Origin of the sequence: Aminiphilus sp., assembly GCF_029975095.1 — a bacterium.
Lineage (GTDB): Bacteria > Synergistota > Synergistia > Synergistales > Aminiphilaceae > Aminiphilus.
Window position 1 is genome coordinate 12,233 of sequence record NZ_JARKPW010000074.1, and the last position, 18,537, is coordinate 30,769.

The window sequence follows — 18,537 nt, forward strand, 5'->3', positions numbered from 1 at the left end:
ATCCGGTGGCGGTGCCCCGACAAGTACAATCACAGGTGCGGTAGCGACATATAGCCGCGCCGCGTGCGTGCTCCCCCCCTTCCATTCCGGATTCCAATACGCTATGATGATGCTGAAGCAAAGAAAAATTCCGAACCTCTCGCATCGTTCCGGCCCGTCGGAACGAGAATCCCGGCGAGCGACCCGGAACGGAGGGATGGCGCATGGAGAGCGAACTGTACCGGACCACCGATCTCTACAAGAAGACCCTTGACTGCCTCTACGACGGCGTCTACGTGACGGACACCCGGCGGATCATCATCTACTGGAACCGTGCGGCGGAACAACTCACGGGCTACACTGCGGCGGAGGTTACGGGACACCGCTGCGCGGACAACATTCTCGTCCACGTGGACGACCGGGGAACATGCCTCTGCGAGAACGCATGCCCGCTGGCGGAAACGCTCCTGGACGGAGAGATGCGCGAGGCGGACGTCTTTCTCCATCACAAGGAGGGACATCGGGTTCCCGTGTCCATCCGCGTCTCGCCCATCACCGACGCACGGGGAGTCGTGATGGGGGCTGTGGAGGTGTTCAGCGATAACAGCGAGAAGCTCACCGCCATGGAAATGGCGGCGCTCTTCCACGACATGTCCCTCACCGACGATCTGACGCACGTGGGCAACCGACGCCTCTCGGAGATCTCCCTGCTGGCGAAGCTCGATGAAATGCAGGAGAAGGGGTGGCTCTTCGGCGCAGCCCTTTTGGGCATGGACAATCTGGAGGCGGTCAACGACCGTTACGGCCCAGGCTCGGGGGACCTGATGCTCCAGGTGACGGCCCGGACGGTGAAGGGAAGTCTCCGCTCCTTCGATTTCATCGGACGCTGGGGAGGGGGGGAGTTTCTGTTGCTCTTCTCCAACGTGCGCACCGAAGAGGATCTGCTCCGCCTCGCGGAGCGCTGCCGCGTCCTCGTCCAGGCCTCCCACTTCCTCTCGCCGGGAGGCGAGTGGGTCTATCCCACAGCCTGCCTCGGCGCTACCCTCTCCCTTCCCGGGGACACGATGGAGCCTCTCACGGAGCGCCTCTTCAGGGCCCTCACGACGGCGAAAAAGACCGCGGGACGGAACTCCGTGGTCCTTCTCTAGCGGAACTCGAAGACCAGGATGGTCACGTCGTCCGCCTGTTCCGCCCCGGCGGCGAAGCGGTCCACCGTGGCACGGATCTCCATGGCGAGCGAACGGACATTCGCAAACCGGTCGTCTGCGGCCGCACACCGGGCAAGCTCCGCTTCGAGACGCGCCTCCGAATAGAACGCCCCCGCTTCGTTCATGGCCTCGGAGACGCCGTCCGTGTAGAGAAACAGACGGTCTCCCCGGCCGAGGCAAAGGTGTCCTTCCTCGAAATGCCGCCCCTCCATGGCTCCTAACAGACACCCCGCGAGACGGGGAAGACGCTCCGGCGCCATTCCCCTCCGGAGCAGAAGGGGTAGGTTGTGCCCCCCGTTCGCGAAGGCGCACTCCCCCGTGGACAGATCCGCCACGGCACAGAAGAGTGTGACGAACATGCACGACTCGTTCTGCTCCGCCAGGGCGTCGTTCAGTCGGGCCAGGATTTCCCCGGGGGCGGAGGCGTTTTTCGCGATGGCCTTCACGAAGGTGCGCGTCACCGCCATGAAGAGCGCCGCGGGAATTCCCTTGCCGGACACGTCCCCCACGACGAAGCAGAAGTGCGTCTCATCGAGAAAGAAGAAGTCGTAGAAGTCGCCCCCCACCTCCCGGGCGGGGTCGAGCAGGGCGAAGATGTCGAACTCCTTCCGGTCGGGAAAGGGAGGAAAGGTCTTGGGCACCAGTTCCATCTGGATGGTGTGGGCGATGCGGAGTTCACTCTCGATGCGTTCCTTCGCGGCGGTGGTGGCGGCCAGCTTCGCCAGATAAGTCCGGAGATCCGCCTGCATGCGGGCGAAACTTTCCGCCAGAGAGGCCACCTCGTCTCCGCCGGAGAGATCGGGAACGGGAACATCCAGGTCACCCCGGGCGATCTTTCCCGCGATGCCCTCCAGACGCTTGAGGGGGTCCGTGATGGTCCGGGCCACGAAGAGCACCAGTCCGAGCATGAGCAGAAATCCCGCACCGCCGAGGCCGAGCTGGATGCTGCTCAGGGCCGCCACGGGAGCCAGCACGTCCTCCTTTCCCAGGACGATGCCCAGACTCCACCCGGTGGAAGGGACGGGAAGAAAGGCCAGCCAGTGGGACGGTGTCGCGTCCCTCTCCTTTTTCGAGAAATCCCTGAAAGGAACGAAGCCGGATCCGCCCCGCACCATGTGTTTCCCCAGCTCGCGGAGCGACGGTTCCCCAAGGGTCTCGGCAATGCTGAAGACCGTCTCGTTCATGATGAAGTCCCGGACGGGATGGCTGATGAAGGTGCCGTTGCGGGAGAGAAGAAAGGCATAGCCGCTGCCGAGTGGAAGGGTGCCCAAAAGCTCCGTGAGCCACTCCAGGGAGATGTCCCCCGTGACGATCCCCGCAAAGGCAAGCTCCTTCACCAGGGGAACGGAATAGGTGGCCATGACGGCGTCGCCGCCGCCCTCGTCGAAGTAGGGCTCGCTCCAGACGGAACGGAGCAGTTCCCTGGGAATGGTGTACCAGTCCATGATCTGCATGGGGTAGGCGCCGCTCGCCAGATCCGTCCGGACAAGCCCCCCTGGCCCCCGGTACACGTAGGGCACCGTTCCGGGGAGCGCCGTGCCCCCCAGGCTCGCAGCCATGCCGAAAAGCTCGCCGTGAAGGCGGAGCTTGTCCTCCAGAAGCATCGCCTTTTCCTCGGCGGTGAGAGGAAAACGGTCCATCAGGAGCGCCGTCTCCCGCACCACCTTCTCCACTCCGGAGGTCACGGCGTCGATGCGGGCCACTGTGGCGGCGGCGACGGCGAGAATGCGCTCCTTCGTCTCCGCCTCGAGAAGATCCCGGGAGGCGCGCCAGCCGTACCCCACCACGGCGGCGAGAATGCACCCGACCCCGACTCCGAGGAGGAGCACGAGACGCCCGGCAATGCTCCGCCTAGGGAACACGGGGCGACGCTCCTTCCGTAAACTCTTCGTAAGGAACGTTCCTCCGGATAACCTTCTCCTGGAGCAGTACGTCCCGGGTCCGCTCAAAATCCTCTCTGGAGAGAACCCCCGGACGCCAGGGAACTTCCGCGCCCTCGGAAGGCACGATGTCCGGAAGAATGTTGCGGAACATCCACGCCATGTGAGCCCGGTTGGTGGGTACGTGGGCCTCCCGGACATAGCGCATCACCACGTCCAGGGCCTCCTCGGGGTGCGCCGCCGCATAACGCCATCCTTCGAGGGTGGCCTCGGCGAGATCCCGGCAGACCCTGGGGTTCGCCTCCCGGTAGGAGGCGAGACAGTACAGGCCGTCCTCGGGAAAGCCGAAGCCGTAGTCGCCCAGGCGGAACAGGGAGAGATCGCCCGGCTCCATGCCCGCCTGGAGGAGCATGTGGTACTCGTTGTAGTCCATGGCGGCACAGGCATCCACGACACCCCGGAGAAAGAGGTTCACCGACCAGTTCTGCAGAACCTCCCGAACCGTCACCCCGAGGGAGCGGAAAAAGGCCAGATAGGCTCCGTGAAAGGCGTCGCCCCAGAGAGAGACCCGAAGTCCCCTCAGGTCCTCGGGGGTTCGGATGCCCCGGTTCGCCCGCCCGATCAAAAGCAGGGAGGAGCCGTTCACGATCTGGGCCGTGTGCACGAGCGGCGTGCCCTTGTCCAGCGCCTCCAGCGCCGCGGTGAGGAACATGGTACCGAACTCCGCCTCACCCCGGCGGAGCGCCTCGGGCACGCTCTTTCCGGGCCCGCCTCCGAGAATCCGCACGTCCAGCCCCCGACGGAGGTAGAATCCCTTTTCGAAGGCCATGTAGATCCCCGCGAACTGGGCCTGGTGATTCCATTGGAGCAGGAGCCGCACGGACAGCGCATCCGGTCCCGGTGCGCGGGGGTCCGGCTCCTGAGAGCCCGCTTCGCAGGCGCTCAGGGAAATTCCCGCCAGGAGCGACAGCGAGAGCAGAAGAAACGGGAGGAGAATCGCCCTACCCGAAAAAAACCGTCCCGCCGCCATCGCGGAGGAAAACGCCCCTCACGCGCCCGCCACGAGCGCGGCGGCGGCCTCGTTCTCCGCGACGGGAAGCAGCGAATCGAAGCCGGAAATGGCGAAAACCTCCTTCACCACCCCGGAAAGGCCGAAGAGCACCACCGAACCGCCGACACTCTTGGCCTTCTTGAGCACCACGAGGACGCTCCGCAGCCCCGCGCTGCTCACGTACTCCAGGGACGAGAAATCCATCACGAGGCGGATGTGCCCGGCCAGGAGCCACTCGACGCCGCGGGTCTCGAACTCCGGTGCCGTCAGCGCGTCGAGCCTTCCGCCCACGGCAACCACCGCGTAGCCTTTTTCCTCGCGAATCGATATCTGCACCAGCGATCCCTCCAGACATGGGGAGGGCGGTTCGCCTCCCGGGCTTCTCCACTCCTTTGTACCACATTTCCCCGGCGGCGGCACGATGCCTCTTTTTTCTCCGCAAAACCCGTCCGGCGGTTCCGAGCTTTCCCTTCGGAACCGGGAGCGGGACACCCCACAACAGAGAACGATGTTCACCGCAACGAAAACGGGGGAAACCCCGCACGGGATCCCCCCCGATGAGCGCCCTCTTCCGTCAGAAATGCAACTTGCCGATGCCGAGGTTTCTGTAGGTTTCGTCCTTCAGGAACGTGTCCACCGCACTGAAGAGCATGCCGAGCCTGCCCGTGGTGTTCTTGAGTCTGATGTCCGAGAGATCGGCTCCGTAGGTGAACACCATGTCCCCTAGCTCGGTGCCGGCGATACGGTACCGGTCCTCCATATTGCGGTCGAGCCCCGCCACGGCGCTTTTTCCCGTCGAAGACGCATTCCCCTCCGGCGTCAACAGTTCTCCGACAGACGCGGAGGTTTTTTCGCGCAGATCCGCGAGCCTTGCAATCTCCTTGCCGATGGCTTCCGTGACCTTCTTCGAAGCCTCCGCATCCCCCAGGAACATTTTGCTCGAAGAAAACAGCGGATCCTCCGACATGTCCCGCAGGGACACGCCGGATTCCTTTGCCTCTGTGAGGCGCTTGATCGCCTTGTCCGCATTGCTCTCGAGAACATTTCCCTTTCCCGTCGCAACGAGCGTTATCTGATGTGACACCACATCTGACCGTATGTGCTCCTCAGCCAGCGTCACCCTTACGACTCTCAGGTCCTTGAATTCACTCGCGACACCCCATTCGCTCAAGAAAAACTCTCCGGGTTTGTGCGAGAGGAAATAGCCTACGGTGCCTTCCTCTTTGTTGGTCCCCTCCGAGAACATGGAGAGGGCGGCATCGGTGGGCAGCGTCGATTCGTACGTCTGACCCGATGCCGCCAATCCCATGGTGTGAACATCCCGGTGAAGATCGGCCTGCAATTCGATCATTCGAATCTGCAGGTCCATGCGCTCTTCCTCCGTGTATCTCTCGTCCTCGGCGAGCACCGAGATCTTCTTCATCGCCCGCAGTGTCCCATCGATTTTGGAGAAGGCCACCCCCATTGCCTTGACCGCCCTCGCCTCTTCCGCCGTCAGCGTATCCGTGGACAACTCCAGAATGTCCTTCTCCTCGGGAATGCCCCCGCCCGCACGGTCGATCCTCAGGTCGAGATTCCCGAAGGAAAGTCCGGTATTTCCGGACAGACGCGACAGAAAAGAATCCGTTCCGTCGATGCGCATAAAAACAACCTCCTTGTCGTTTTTGGTGCAAACAGATCCGGAGCCGGGAAAACTCGAAGATCCGCAAAAATGCATTACTTGAGAAAACGGCGCTCCTTGCACTGCAGAGAACGCCCGGCGACAAACCCGACAATTCCCGCCGCCAGAAAAGGAAGCCCGGAGACGGGTACAACGCCAACATCACACCAAAAGAATATGTTGAAAGAACATCGCTCGCCTCTCGTTATTTTTATCGGCAACGTCGCGCTCGAACATGAATTTAAAAACATATTTTTCTGCAAATGATTATGTTTCACTTTGAATACTCGATGATCCACCTCAATTTGATTATGCACCCATCTTTGGGAGGCATCGGCGGCGGGCAAGGGATTTCGAGCGCGGCGTTTCATGGACCGCTTTTCTTCCGAGGCGCTCGCGAGGGCTCTTCTGCGTTCTTCGCCGGAAAGGGCGGGCTGCTCGCGAGGGCTCTTTCCTGTTGACAGGAGGGGGAGCGTCCTCTACCCTGTCCCAATGACACGGAGGTGCCATGCTTCTTCAATTCGACGATTTCGCGCTTCTGTCTCATGCAGGCGCGTTGTGGCATTCGGGAGGTGATGCGGGGAAATTCGCATCGGGAGAGCGGGAATTCGAGGCGAAAGACGCGGCATCGGAGGAGGCGACGCTTTTCGGAAGCAGGAGAAACGCGTCGTTTCGGAGACGAGAGATTCGAGGAGGCGGAAACGCATGCGTAAAGGAATGGCACTGCTCCTGACGGCATTGCTCCTGGCGGCACTGGTCGTCCCCGCGACGGCGGCCTACAAGGACGAGTACAAGCTGGACGTCGTTCCCGGTCCCACCACCGCGTGGGGCCTGGGTGCCCAGTACTTCGCGGACATCGTGAAGGACAAGACCGAGGGACGCATCGTCATCAAGCCCTACTTCGGCTCCCAGCTTTCGGCGGGAAAACAGACCTCGGCCTTTCTCCTCCTCCGGAACGGGGCCATCGACTTCGCCCTCCAGTCCACCATCAACTGGTCGCCCCAGGTGAAGGAACTCAATCTCCCCGCGCTTCCCTTCTTCATCGCCGGCTCCGGAAAGGATCGCTTCAAGGCCATGGACGCCGTCAAGGCGGGCAAGGCGGGCAAGATGATGATCGACGCGGTGGAGAGCAAGGGCGTGAAATTCCTCGGCTGGGGAGAGAACGGTTTCCGGGAACTCACCAACAGCAAGAAGCCCGTGGCGGCCCCCTCGGATATGGACGGACTCAAGATCCGCGTCGTGGGCAGCCCCATCTACATCGACACTTTCAAGGCCCTCGGGGCCAATCCGGTGAACATGAACTGGGCCGAGGCGACCACGGCATTCCAGCAGGGCGTGGTGGACGGGCAGGAGAACCCCATGGGCATCCTCATTCCCTCCAAGATCTACGACTACCACAAGTACATCACGGAGTGGCACTACGTGATCGATCCGCTCCTCTTCGCGGTGAATCCCGACGTGTGGAAGAGCTTCTCCCCCGAGGACCAGGCCATCCTGATGGAGTGCATCGGCCTCGCCTCCAGATACCAGACCGCCCTCGCCCGGGTCGGGTTGGACGACGGCAGCGCCCTCGCGGTTCTCCAGGAGATGGGCATGGTTCCGGAAATCGTGGATCCCTACAAGGCGCTCACCGAGAAGGGCATGGAAGTGACGTTCCTCTCGGAGGAGCAGATGGCGGCGTTCCGCGAGAAGACGCAGCCGGTCTTCGAGAAGTGGACTGGGGAAATCGGCGAGGAGCTGGTGAAGGCCGCCCAGGAGGACATCGCCTCCGTGCAGTGAGGTCATGCACCAGCCACTCTCCGGCGGATCCCTCTTCGGCGGAGAGTGCTTGTTTTCTCGAAAGAGACGCCGATGGCCGATGAAGGAAAAGCCCTGGATATGTCTCTTTCGGAAACGCCGCTCGGGGAGGAAGTGCCCTCTCGAGGGTCGCGGGGTGCATCCCTTTTTTTCGAGATCGCTTGCAAAGGCAGAAGGAGCCGCTCCTCTTTTCGGAAACACGCCCCAGACGGAGCGGCACTCCGCCTGCTTTCGAAACTCCACGAAAGGACCGTTTCTCCATGATCCGCACGCTCTGGACGCATTTCGAGGAAATCGCGGGCTCCATCATTCTCGCCGTCATGACCACCGTGGCCTTTCTCAACGTGGTCACGCGGTATTTCATCAAATACTCCTTCTCCTTCACCGAGGAGATCGAGGTGAATCTCTTCGTCTGGCTCGTGCTCCTCGGCACCTCCCTGGCCTTCCGCAAGGGAGCGCACCTGAGCATGAACTTCTTCTACGACCGCTTTCCCCCCGCGGTCCGAAAGATTTTCTTTCTCGCCACCACCGGAATCTGCGTGGCGTTCTTCGCCGTTTTGGCCCATCTGGGGCGGCTCGAGGTGCTGGACGAACTGGCCCTGTCGGTGACCACCGAATCCCTGGGCATTCCCGTGGTGGTCTACACTGCGGCGGTGCCCGTCCTGTCGCTCCTCGTCATCGTGCGTATTCTCCAGCAGAGCGCCGCCGCCCTCCGGGCAGGCGACATCTAGGAAGAGGTGCATCCCATGGACAAACTTCTCGCCGATCCGGCCTTCTGGATGCTCCTTCTCTTCCTCGCGCCACTCCTCCTGCGCGTTCCCGTGGCGGTGAGCCTGGGCGGTGCGGCCCTCGCGGTGTGCGTGCACTGGAACCTGGGGTATCAGATGGTGTCCTACAACTTTTTCGCCGGGATCGCCAAGTTTCCCCTCCTGGCCATTCCCTTCTTCATCCTCGCCGGGGTCATCATGGAGAAGGCGGGCATCGCGGAACGCATCATCGACCTCATCGACGAGCTTGTGGGCTCCGCCACGGGAGGACTCGCCCTCGCCACGGTGGGGGTAGCCACCTTCTGGGGCGCCGTGAGCGGGTCCGGCCCCGCCACGGTGGCGGCCCTGGGGCTCATCCTCATTCCCGGCATGGCCGCGGCGGGATACGACAAACCTTTCGCCACGGCGGTGGTCTCCGTGGCCTCGGGCCTGGCCATCGTCATTCCTCCGAGCATCGCCTTCATCGTCTACGGAGACATCATGCAGCAATCCGTGGGGGCGCTCTTCGCGGCGGGCGTGCTGCCGGGCATCGTGGTGGCCCTCTTCCTCATGGGAGCGGTCTATCTCATCTCGCGGCGCCGCAACTACCGGGGCAAACCCCGGACCTCCACCGCCGCTCTGTGGCGGGCCTTCGTCCGTTCCCTCTGGGGGCTCTTCACCCCGGTCATCATCCTCGGCGGGATCTACGGGGGGATCTTCACCCCCACCGAGGCCGCCTCGGTGGCCGTCTTCTACGGGCTTTTCGTGGGGGTCTTCATCTACCGGACCATCACGTTCCGGACGCTCTACGAGATCCTGAGCGCCACGGTGCTCTCCACCGCGGTGGTCATGCTCGTGGTGACCTGCGCGGGGCTCTTCTCCTGGGTGGGTTCCGCCGTGGGACTCATCGACAAGGCGGCGAACCTTCTGCTGGGGGTTTCCTCCTCGCCGCTGGTGGTTCTCCTGATGATCAACCTCATTCTTCTCTTCGCGGGAATGCTTCTGGACGCCATCTCCATCTTCTACGTCTTTCTTCCCATCCTCATGCCCATCATCGCCCACTTCGGCTGGGATCCCGTGTGGTTCGGCGTGGTCATGACCATCAACCTCGCCATCGGACAGGTGACACCACCCGTGGCGGTGAACCTCTACGTGGGGGCCAACATCAGCGGCCTCACCATGGAGGAACTCACGCCTCCGGCCCTTCCGCTCATCGCGGCCTCCGTCCTGGCCCTGGCGGTGGTGTCCCTGGTCCCCTCCTTGAGCACCTGGCTTCCCTCGGTGCTGGGGCTCTACGGGTCGCCCTGATCCGTTCCGCAACAGCCGGACGCCCGAACGCAACGTGGGGAGGAGCGCGCCCTTTGCGCGTTCCTCCCCACGTCTTTGCCGCAAAAAGGAGAGAAGATCCTGCGGGGATTCTTTCGGAAAGTCTCTCCGCGTCTACGCCTGCTCGACCTCCGGGGCGTCTTCCTTTCGGGCCTTCAGCCGTTCCAGCACGTGGAGCAGGCCATCCGTCCCGTAGTCGAGAGCCTTTTTGGTTCTGCTGATGGTCACCGAGCTGGCGCCGGAAACCCGGGAGATCTCCCCGTAGTTGAGCCCCTCGTGAAGGAGGCGGGCCACCTCGAGCCGCTGGGCCAACGCCTTCAACTCGCCGATGGTGCCCACATCCTCGAGAAAGCGGTACATCTCGTCCCGTGTCTTGAGGCGGAGAATCGCCTCGCAGAGACGATCCGTGGAGCTGTCCTTCCATTTCATCGACATGCCTTTTCCTCCTTTATACCCACTGCCGTTACATTCCGGAGCGCCGCACCCGTTGCGGCATTCTCCCGGCAGTTGCGTTCATCCGTCCGGAAAAACCATCTTCCGTCCGACCTCCGCGCATCGCGGAGCACAGCCGGAAAAACCATCCCGGCTTCCCATCGGAGCACCGGCGGGCCGGATTCCGACACTTGTGCAGTCCTCCGTCGAGCATGGGTCCCTCCTCCGCGTTCCCTCAAGGGATTCCCTCTTTTCAGGGGCGCACTTCCTCTCGGGCTGACTTTCCGGAAGAAAATCTCCCCTTTCCCCACTCCATCAGGATACCATGAAACGGGAGAAAAGCACAGGTGTCGTTCCTTGTATAACGAAAAAATGCCGCCATGCCCGTCAAGGAATTCTTCGGGCAACAACGAAACCTGACAGGGAATTCCGTTCAGGAACAGGAGCGGTGCCTCAGCGCCCCGAAGGCAGGGCCGCGAGAGGCGCAGCGCCGGCACTCTTTTCCCCGCAACGGCGGATCACTTCTTCCAGCTTGCGCGTCAATGCCTCGCTGACGAGACGTGCCTTCCTGTGCAGCTCCTCCATCTGTTCCGTCCTTCCGCTCCGTCCGGCGTCCCGCACGGCATGCCCCAGATGGTGCAGTTCGTCGTGGAGTCTGCGGATTTCTCCCCATTCCGCGGCCACTGCGGGAGGAATGTCCGTCACGGCGAGAAAGATGCCGAAGCGGCAGCGCGTCGGATCGGTTTCGAGGTTCCAGAGCCCGCCCCGGATATAGTCGTCGAGGCGCCGCATCCACGCCGCGTGACCGTCGATGGCGATGCGGCAGACTTCTGTAAACTCCTCGCAGGTGGTGATGGAGAAATGCGACAGGGCATCGAGGACGGAACGCCCCGTCTCGGCGCCGTCGGCGATCTGTTTCCGGAGCAGGGTCACCGAATCGCCGAGACGGAGAACGCTCTTCTCCACGCTCCCGATGACGGCACCGAGTTCCAGTGCGAACTGGGAGACCGACTCCGCTCCCGAGGCCATTTCCTGGGAGGAGGCACTCAGTTCCTCCGCCCCGGCGGCGACGCTCTGGGAGGCCTCGTTCACACCGGCCATGCGGCGGAGGATGGCGGAGATGGAGTGCACCACTTCGGAAATCTGCGTACCTACCCGCTCCATTTCCCGGGCCATGCCCTGAATATCCCCGGACGTTCCGGAAACACCCTTCATGAGCGTGGACAGGTTTTCGCCGATCCGTGCCGCCGCTTTTTTGCTTTCCTCCGCGAGAGTACGCACCTCCTCGGCGACGACGGCGAAGCCTCTTCCTGCCTCGCCGGCTCTTGCGGCCTCGATGGCTGCGTTGAGAGCGAGAAGGTTCGTCTGTTCCGCAATACCCGTGATGGCCTGCACCACCGAATTGATGACCTTCGCCTGCTCCGCCAGGGAGGCGGCGTGCTCCGAGACTTCCGAGACGTTCTCCCGAACGCTGGTGATGGTGGCGATGGTGGCGTCCAGAGCAGCCTCGCCGTTCTCGGCCTCTCGGGCCACTTCGGAGACGACGCCGTTCAGTTCCTCGGCGATGCGGGCCAGAGACTGGGCGGTGGAGGCGATTTCTTCCGAACTGGCATACTGCTGCTGCACCGCCCCGGTGATTTTCTGCACCGCTCCGGCGCCCACGACCGTACGCTCCCTCACCTCGCCGAATTCCTCGCTGAAGGCATCGAGGGAGCTGTTGACGCTGTAGAAGGTGGCGAGGAAGTGCTGCACTCCCTTGGAGAAACGCCAGAAGGCGCTGCGGATGAACTCCGCGAAGACGTTGAAGGCGCCTCCGAGACGGCCGATCTCGTCATCGGTCCGCACGGGAAGACGCCGGGTAAGGTCGCCTCCCGAACCGGCGAAGTCCTCCATGAGCAGGAGCATGTTTCGCGTGGGCGCCAGAATGGCCCGCAGATAGAAGAACACGCAGAGCAGGGCCACCGCGACGGCGATGACGAGCGCCAGCTCCTGGGACCGTTCGAGAAGAACGACCTTCGCCTCCGCCTCCGTCTGGAAAACGGACACGGCACCGTCCATGGTCCTCAGAATTTCCGGTTCCGCCCTTCGGATCGCCTCAAGGGCGTCTTTTCCGGAACCGGACGAAGCCGTATCCCGAAGGGAACCGAGAATATCCCTGAAAGGGTTCCAGAGGGAACGCACCGCTCCCAGCGCCACCGCCGCCTCCGGCGAGGGAACGGGAAGCGCGACCAGGGACGTGCCCTTCACATCCAGCGGCGCGTCGCCTCCCTCGGCGAGGGCCTTCAGGGTCCTGTCGAAGGCGGTGACGGACCGGTCCAGCTCTGCGAGAATCGACGCATCTGAGGTGAGCAGATACAGGTAGGCCTCCTTGGCCATCTTCTGGGAGAGCATGCGCTGACGTCCCGCCAGATTGATCACGGCGCCGTCCCGTTCCTGCCCGGAGGTGACGAAGAACGTCACCGACAGGGACACGACGAAAAGTACCACGAGGATTCCCAGTGGAAGGAGGAGCTTTGCCAGCAGACTTCTTTTCATGAATACCGCACCCTTTCTCTTGTCCGTCTTCGATCGTGGTTCCGCGAAAAGAGCAACGCAACTGGAATCATTCCACTTGGGATGATACGAGGTTTCGTCGCACATGACAATGTTCGTTCTGACGTACTTTTTTCTCCCTCTCCTCCTCCGCTTTTCCGTGATGGTGTCGTACCCATTCTTCAAGGGGGCGTCACACCCGGACTCGAAAGAGAACCTCTTTTTTCGGCGACATTGTTCGGGTACACCCCTTGCTCTTTTTTTGTACCTCTTTCATAATGAGGCAACGCGCTGTCCACCCATCGACGCAGCCGACGAGACCGCAGCCGGACCGGATTCCGCCGCGCCTTCGGGAGCACCGGGGAAAATCGGAAACGGCCGGAGAGAATGGAGAAAACCATGAGCACAGAACAAACCCGTTCCCTGCCACGGACCGTGTTTCCCCTCGCAGGCCTCGCTGTTCTTGCCTTCCTGGGAAACGCCTTCGGCCTGAATCTGCTTCCCGGCGTCGATTTTCTCTTCGGCAGCATCTTCGTTCTTCTCGCGGCGTGGCGCTTCGGCCCTCTTGCCGGTGCCCTCGCGGCACTTGTCTCCTCGGCCTACACCGTTGTGCTCTGGGGACATCCCTGGGCTGTCATCAACTACATGGCGGAGGCTCTCGCGGTGGGGTTCGGAAGACGGTACCTGAACAACCTCTTCCTGCTGGATTTCCTCTACTGGATCACCTTCGGCAACATGCAGCTTCTCCTGCTCTGGAAGGGACTCTACGGCATGAACTGGGAAGGGGTGTTCTTCCTGGTTCTCAAATGCGACGTGAACAGCCTCTTCAACGCCCTCACGGCTTTCCTCGTCGTCACGATTCTTCCGTTCCGGGCTTTCCCGGGGCCGAAACATGCTCCCGACCGCCCGCCTCTGGAGCACCTTCTTCTCTGCGGCATGCTCTGCCTTGCCATAGTGCCCCTTCTCGCCGTCATGCTTCACGGCACGCTCCACCTCGATGACGACATCGAGTCCGCCACCGAGCGCAGGCGCTCCGAGGCCCTGCGGCTGGTGCAGCGACGGATGGCGCAATGGAAGACTCCTTTGGTCCGGGCACTCCCCTTCATCGCCCACGTGGCTTCGGAGGGACACCTTTCCGCACAGGAGAATCCCTTCGCCGGCACGAGCATTCTCGAGGTCTACCTCGTCAGCCGGAACGGCACGACGGCCAGATCCTTCCTCGACGACACCGAAGCTCCCCCGGAGAGGCTTCTTCCCTCGCCCGTACTGGAGCACCTCCAGCGTTCCCGGGCCGGAGCCGCCCCGGAGGATGTCGCCTTTCTCCTCTGCCCCCTGGGAAAAGAAACCTGCCGGGCCTTCGTGGTAGCGACAACGGGAGACTCTTTCGTGGTGCTCGCCACCGACCCGACGCCCGCCTTCGACGATCTGGCGGAACAGCTCCGAACGCTCGGCGTCCAGGCGCTTCTCGTGGACGACAACACCGGAGCCGTGCGCCCTCTGTCGCTCTTTCCCGAACACCTGCTCTCCCGCCTCGACGAGTTCCGCGACAGTGCCGGGCCCTTTCCCCTGCGGATCAAGCCCCGTTCGGACAGGAGAGGGAGCATCCCGCTGGTGCACCTTTGGATGCGTACCATCCTCGTGGACCGCGTGGTCTACGAGGAAATGCCCGGCTGGACCATGCTCGTCGCCTCCCCCCTGGACGCTTCCGGCGGTGCCCTCTTCGGAAACTACATCCGTACCATGTTTCTCATGCTCTCCATGGCCTTCGCCTCGATCATCGTCTCCTTTGTTCTGAGCCGACTTCTCGTCCGTCCGGTTCTCAGGCTGGCAACACTCACGGAGAAGCTCTCTCCCGAACATGCCGTCGAGGACTGGCCCAGGGGAGTCTCCGCCGAGACAGAGCACCTCGCCACAAACGTGCGCCGTATGCACACCTCCCTCACGACACAGTTCGCACAACTCCGGGAACTGAACCAAAACCTGGACGGCGCCGTGCGGGAGCGCACTGCGGAGCTGGAAGAGACGAACCGGGCGCTGGAGGAGGAGATCGCCGAGCGGACACGGGTGGAGGAACTGCTGCGGATCTCCCTCCAGGACAAGGAAGTGCTGCTCCGGGAAGTGCATCATCGGGTGAAGAACAACCTTCAGGTCATCTCCAGCCTGCTGAGCCTTCAGGCCCAACGCGCCGCACTCCCCGAACTGGCGGAACAGCTTCGGGAGGGGCAGAGCCGGGTCCGGACCATGGCACTGGTGCACGACCTCCTCTACCGCACGTCGGAGTTCGCCACGGTGGACATGAAAATCTATCTGGAGCAGCTCGTGCGTTATTTCGGAGAAGTGTCCCTTCCCCGCGACACGGAGGTGACGATCGTCACCTCCGTGGACGCCACGGCCCTTTCCGTGGACAAGGCCATCCCCTGCGGTCTCGTGGCGGGAGAACTCCTCATGAACGCATGCAAACACGGATTTTCCGGCACGAAAAAAGGCACCATCACCGTTTCCCTCCGGAGTGCGAAGGCGGAGGCGACGCTTTCCGTCTCGAACGACGGCGCACCGCTGCGGGAAGATTACGCCGGCGGCGCCACGGGGCTCGGCATGACCATCGTGGAGGCCCTGGTGCGGCAGCTCGACGGCACGCTCCGGGTCCGCACGGCAACCCCCGTGGTCTTCGAGATCCGCTTCCCCCTGTAACGGCGCGTCACGGCCGCCGTGGGGCCAGGAGACGGCGCGTCACCACGGAAGTGTCGACGCAAACGCGACGGAGGTGGAACCGGCTCCCGGTGGACCTCCGCCGCCCCTCCGGAACGGACAGAAAAGACGCTGCCGGTGCTGCGTTCCGGCGAACTCCTTCAGAAACACCCGAATACGCCCCGATGCGGACGATCATGAACAGAGACAACGTCTTGCCGGAGCAATTCGAGCACATTCTTGGGTTCTTTCGTGCGTCGGATTGTATCATAGGAGCGCTTTCCTCTGAAAACGCACATGTACCGAATTTTTCGACGAAACGGCCCGAACTCGGCGGAATGACGCTTTGCAGTGGCGTTCGGCGGGGTTAGAATGTTCTCCGCTCAGTTCGTTTTGCCACGTTTCGGAAAAACCAGGGAGGGTTCGGTGTGATCAGGATATGTCGGAGGGAATGCGGAGAGGTCGCCCGGGGACGGGGATGGCTCTGCCGGAGAAGCCGGAGGACTATGGACAGGGAACTCCGGACGGTAAGGAGACCGTTCCGGGGAGGGCTCTTGTTTTTGTGTCTTCTGTTCGCCCTGTGCCTGTCGCCGGGGGAGAACGCTCCGCGGGCCATGGCGGCACAGAGCACGGGGGGATTCGGTCTGCGGGCCGTGGCGGAGCGTGCCCGGGAACTGGCGTCCCGCCCCTATGAAAACCCCGAGGGAGAGGTTCCGGAGTTTCTGCTCAAGCTCAGCTACGACCAGTGGCGGGACATCCGCTTCCGCAAGGAGAACGCGCTCTGGCGGGACAGAGGACTTCCCTTCGAAGTGCAGTTCTTCCATCCCGGCATGTTTTACAACCGCCTGGTGAGAATCAACGTGGTGAACGCCGAGGGACCGAGTCCCGTCCCCTACTCCCGGGACTTTTTCGACTACGGGGACAACGAGTTCAAGGAACCCTTTCCGGAGGACCTGAGCTTTGCGGGATTCCGGATCCACTTTCCGATCAACAGACCGGACTACAAGGATGAGGTGGCGGTCTTCCTCGGGGCAAGCTACTTCCGCGGCGTCGCCGAGGGACTCCAGTACGGTCTGTCCGCCCGGGGACTCGCCATCGACACGGCGCTCTCTTCGGGGGAGGAATTTCCCTGCTTCCGGGAGTTCTGGCTTCTGGAACCCGCCTCGGGAGACACCTCCCTCACGCTCTACGCCCTGCTGGACAGCCCGAGCATCACCGGAGCCTACAAGTTCATCGTCACCCCCGGGGAGGAAACGATCATGGACGTGGACGCCCGCCTCTTCCGCCGGGCAAACGTGGCGAAACTCGGCATCGCGCCCCTCACGAGCATGTTCCTCTTCGGCGAGACCGAGAACGGCCGCCCCGGTGACTACCGTCCGGAGGTGCACGACTCGGACGTGCTCCTGCTGCACACCAACGAAGGAGAATGGCTCTGGCGTCCCCTGGGAAACAACAAGCGCCTGGGCATCTCTTCCTGGAAGGCGGGAAATCTCGCCGGATTCGGTCTGCTCCAGCAGGACCGCCTCTTCGACCACTATCAGGACCTGGAGGCCCGCTACGAACTGCGTCCGAGCCTCTGGGTGGAGGCGAAGGGCAAATGGGGTCCCGGCAGGGTGGAGCTCATCGAGATCCCCTCGGAGGAGGAGATCAACGACAACATGGTCGCCTTCTGGGTCCCCGAACCCCCCGCTCCGGAGCAAGGCACCACGGATGTGGAGGAGGAAAACGACCCCCTCGCCTTTTCCTACCGCCTGCGCTGGTGCGCTCTGCCGAAGGATCTGCTCTCCCTCGGCGTTCCCGCCTCCACCCGTACCGCCAAAAGCGCTCCGGACATCACGAAGTTCGTCCTCGACTTCGAGGGGGGAGAGCTGGAAAACCTCTCCGCCGATGCGGGACTTTCCAGCATCATCACCGTCGGAGAGGGAGGCCAGTTGCTGGAAAAGCAACTCCACAAGAACGATGTCACCGGCGGCTGGCGCCTTGTCTTTCAGGTTCGCACCGTCCCCGAGGGAAAGTTCAAGGCGGTCTTTCCGGCCCATCGCCCGCCCATCCGTCTTTCGGCGCTGCTGAAAAAGGGGGAGAACCTTCCGGACCCCCTCACCGTGACCTGGACCTACGACCTGCTGCAATAAGGAGGAACGTGCCGTGCACGACGCGGACATGTCGGCGACCGGAGAATCTTTTCCGGAGACCACGAAAGAGACGACCGCTGCGGAGACAGAATCCCTCGGATGCACTTCCGCACGGGAAGGATGGCAGATCGCCCGAGACCGGGTGGTGCTCTATGTGACTGCTCTGGACCTGCCGCCTTTCAAGGGCTTGGAGCTCGCCCTGGAATCCCTGAAGCGTTCTGGTCCCACGAACGTGACAGAGGCCATGCGCACTCTGCGGGAGCTTTTGGCGGAACACGGCCTCGACCAGGGAATCCGCACCCCCGAGGGAGTGCATCTTTCCTCCCAGCCGCCTCTGAACCGGGGCTCCATGGTGGCGAAGGAACTGGACCGCCTTCCCTGGCTCTCGGGACTGAAGCGTTTTTTCGCACGCTGGAAACGGGACCTCTTGGGGCAGACCGACCGAGAACGGCACGCCGCCCTTTCCGCCACGAGCACCTCCGCTCCGGAACGCAGACAACGTGCACAGGGGAATTCCCACACCTCCGGAGAGGATGCAAGGCCATGACGACCTCTAACGCCCATCCGTCACACCTCGCCTGGGTGCGGGCCGCGAGCTGGCGACGCCTGCTCCTGTTGGCGCTCATCGTCCTGCCAACCGTCACGGCCACGCGCACCATGGCGGCAGTGCTCCCCCACAAGGGTGGCACACCGCTGGAGCTTGCCCTGACAGTGGTCTTCGCCGTGCTCTTCGGCTGGATCTCCATCGGCTTCTGGACGGCGAGCATCGGCGCCCTCCGCCTCTGCCTCGGCCGGGACGCCTTCGCGGTCTCCCTCGCGGGAGAGGAGGACGATCCCCGGGAGATCGACCGGGAGGCCCGCACGGCCATTCTGGTTCCGGTCTTCAACGAGGACCCGGAGCGTGTCTTCGCGGGAGTGCGTACCGTCTACGACTCCCTGGAGCGCACGGGCCGGTCGGACCTCTTCGACATCTTCATCCTCAGCGACACTCCCGATCCGGACGGCTGGGTGGAGGAGGAGGCGGCGTGGTTCGCCTTCTGCCGCGAAAAAAACGCCTTCGGCAGAATCTTCTACCGGCGGCGCCGGAGCAACGCCAAGCGAAAGAG

At 62.8% G+C, this 18,537-nt stretch carries 13 protein-coding genes and 1 pseudogene; 8 read left to right on the forward strand and 6 right to left on the reverse strand.

What is annotated here, in order from left to right; genetic code table 11:
• Window positions 1–203: 203 nt before the first annotated feature.
• On the forward strand, window positions 204–1,127 hold the full coding sequence (locus Q1K49_RS04640; protein WP_300523341.1) for a sensor domain-containing diguanylate cyclase: 924 nt from the start codon (window positions 204–206) through the stop codon (window positions 1,125–1,127).
• On the opposite strand, the gene Q1K49_RS04645 is transcribed toward Q1K49_RS04640, so the two are convergent.
• From Q1K49_RS04645 to Q1K49_RS04660, 4 genes are all read right to left on the reverse strand, one after another.
• Entirely contained in the window at window positions 1,124–3,049 is a 1,926-nt protein-coding gene (locus Q1K49_RS04645) for a SpoIIE family protein phosphatase (protein ID WP_300523344.1), read from the reverse strand. The two genes, Q1K49_RS04640 and Q1K49_RS04645, sit on opposite strands and share 4 nt — an antisense overlap.
• Window positions 3,039–3,947, reverse strand: a complete 909-nt coding sequence (locus Q1K49_RS04650) for an ABC transporter substrate-binding protein (protein ID WP_300523347.1) — start codon at window positions 3,945–3,947, stop codon at window positions 3,039–3,041. Before Q1K49_RS04650 ends, Q1K49_RS04645 begins: the two co-directional genes overlap by 11 nt.
• 168 nt (window positions 3,948–4,115) lie before the next feature.
• A complete protein-coding gene (locus tag Q1K49_RS04655) occupies window positions 4,116–4,454 on the reverse strand; it encodes an STAS domain-containing protein (protein WP_026368321.1) in 339 nt (112 codons plus the stop codon).
• Window positions 4,455–4,692: 238 nt separating this feature from the next.
• The gene (locus Q1K49_RS04660) at window positions 4,693–5,760 is read right to left on the reverse strand and encodes a hypothetical protein (RefSeq protein ID WP_300523351.1); all 1,068 of its coding nucleotides are present in this window, start codon (window positions 5,758–5,760) and stop codon (window positions 4,693–4,695) included.
• Between the two features lie 723 nt (window positions 5,761–6,483).
• Here Q1K49_RS04660 and Q1K49_RS04665 point away from each other — a divergent pair.
• From Q1K49_RS04665 to Q1K49_RS04675, 3 genes are all read left to right on the forward strand, one after another.
• Window positions 6,484–7,557: a DctP family TRAP transporter solute-binding subunit gene (locus Q1K49_RS04665; protein WP_300523354.1), complete on the forward strand. Its 1,074-nt coding sequence runs from the start codon at window positions 6,484–6,486 to the stop codon at window positions 7,555–7,557.
• A gap of 278 nt (window positions 7,558–7,835) precedes the next feature.
• Window positions 7,836–8,306 (forward strand): TRAP transporter small permease, encoded by a 471-nt coding sequence (locus Q1K49_RS04670; protein ID WP_026368323.1) that lies wholly within the window; start codon window positions 7,836–7,838, stop codon window positions 8,304–8,306.
• Between the two features lie 15 nt (window positions 8,307–8,321).
• Window positions 8,322–9,629, forward strand: coding sequence for a TRAP transporter large permease (locus tag Q1K49_RS04675; protein WP_213693380.1), 1,308 nt, complete (start codon window positions 8,322–8,324; stop codon window positions 9,627–9,629).
• Window positions 9,630–9,761: 132 nt separating this feature from the next.
• Here the strand turns inward: Q1K49_RS04675 and Q1K49_RS04680 are convergent, their stop codons facing one another.
• Both Q1K49_RS04680 and Q1K49_RS04685 read right to left on the reverse strand, forming a co-directional pair.
• Window positions 9,762–10,082 carry a YerC/YecD family TrpR-related protein gene (locus tag Q1K49_RS04680; protein ID WP_300523360.1) on the reverse strand — a complete coding sequence of 107 codons (321 nt, stop codon included), beginning with the start codon at window positions 10,080–10,082 and terminating at the stop codon, window positions 9,762–9,764.
• Between the two features lie 450 nt (window positions 10,083–10,532).
• Entirely contained in the window at window positions 10,533–12,614 is a 2,082-nt protein-coding gene (locus Q1K49_RS04685; RefSeq protein ID WP_300523362.1) for a methyl-accepting chemotaxis protein, read from the reverse strand.
• Window positions 12,615–13,010: 396 nt separating this feature from the next.
• Between Q1K49_RS04685 and Q1K49_RS04690 the strand changes: the two genes are divergently transcribed.
• From Q1K49_RS04690 to Q1K49_RS04705, 4 genes and pseudogenes are all read left to right on the forward strand, one after another.
• Window positions 13,011–15,302, forward strand: a complete 2,292-nt coding sequence (locus Q1K49_RS04690) for a histidine kinase dimerization/phosphoacceptor domain -containing protein (protein ID WP_300523364.1) — start codon at window positions 13,011–13,013, stop codon at window positions 15,300–15,302.
• 557 nt (window positions 15,303–15,859) lie between these two features.
• On the forward strand, window positions 15,860–17,431 hold the full coding sequence (locus Q1K49_RS04695) for a glucan biosynthesis protein G (protein ID WP_300523366.1): 1,572 nt from the start codon (window positions 15,860–15,862) through the stop codon (window positions 17,429–17,431).
• A gap of 13 nt (window positions 17,432–17,444) precedes the next feature.
• Complete coding sequence (locus Q1K49_RS04700; RefSeq protein ID WP_300523369.1) at window positions 17,445–17,978, forward strand: hypothetical protein; 534 nt, start codon at window positions 17,445–17,447, stop codon at window positions 17,976–17,978.
• Window positions 17,975–18,537: pseudogene (locus tag Q1K49_RS04705) on the forward strand (glucan biosynthesis glucosyltransferase H); the annotation flags it as partial. The gene Q1K49_RS04700 and the pseudogene Q1K49_RS04705, both read left to right, overlap by 4 nt.

Excerpts from the sequence above, each read along its gene's own strand:
- Q1K49_RS04675 (WP_213693380.1), top strand. The coding sequence starts at position 8,322 with ATGGACAAACTTCTCGCCGATCCGGCCTTCTGGATGCTCCTTCTCTTC.
- Q1K49_RS04690 (WP_300523364.1), top strand. The coding sequence starts at position 13,011 with ATGAGCACAGAACAAACCCGTTCCCTGCCACGGACCGTGTTTCCCCTC.
- Q1K49_RS04640 (WP_300523341.1), top strand. The coding sequence starts at position 204 with ATGGAGAGCGAACTGTACCGGACCACCGATCTCTACAAGAAGACCCTT.
- Q1K49_RS04665 (WP_300523354.1), top strand. The coding sequence starts at position 6,484 with ATGCGTAAAGGAATGGCACTGCTCCTGACGGCATTGCTCCTGGCGGCA.
- Q1K49_RS04685 (WP_300523362.1), bottom strand. The coding sequence starts at position 12,614 with ATGAAAAGAAGTCTGCTGGCAAAGCTCCTCCTTCCACTGGGAATCCTC.
- Q1K49_RS04660 (WP_300523351.1), bottom strand. The coding sequence starts at position 5,760 with ATGCGCATCGACGGAACGGATTCTTTTCTGTCGCGTCTGTCCGGAAAT.
- Q1K49_RS04670 (WP_026368323.1), top strand. The coding sequence starts at position 7,836 with ATGATCCGCACGCTCTGGACGCATTTCGAGGAAATCGCGGGCTCCATC.
- Q1K49_RS04680 (WP_300523360.1), bottom strand. The coding sequence starts at position 10,082 with ATGTCGATGAAATGGAAGGACAGCTCCACGGATCGTCTCTGCGAGGCG.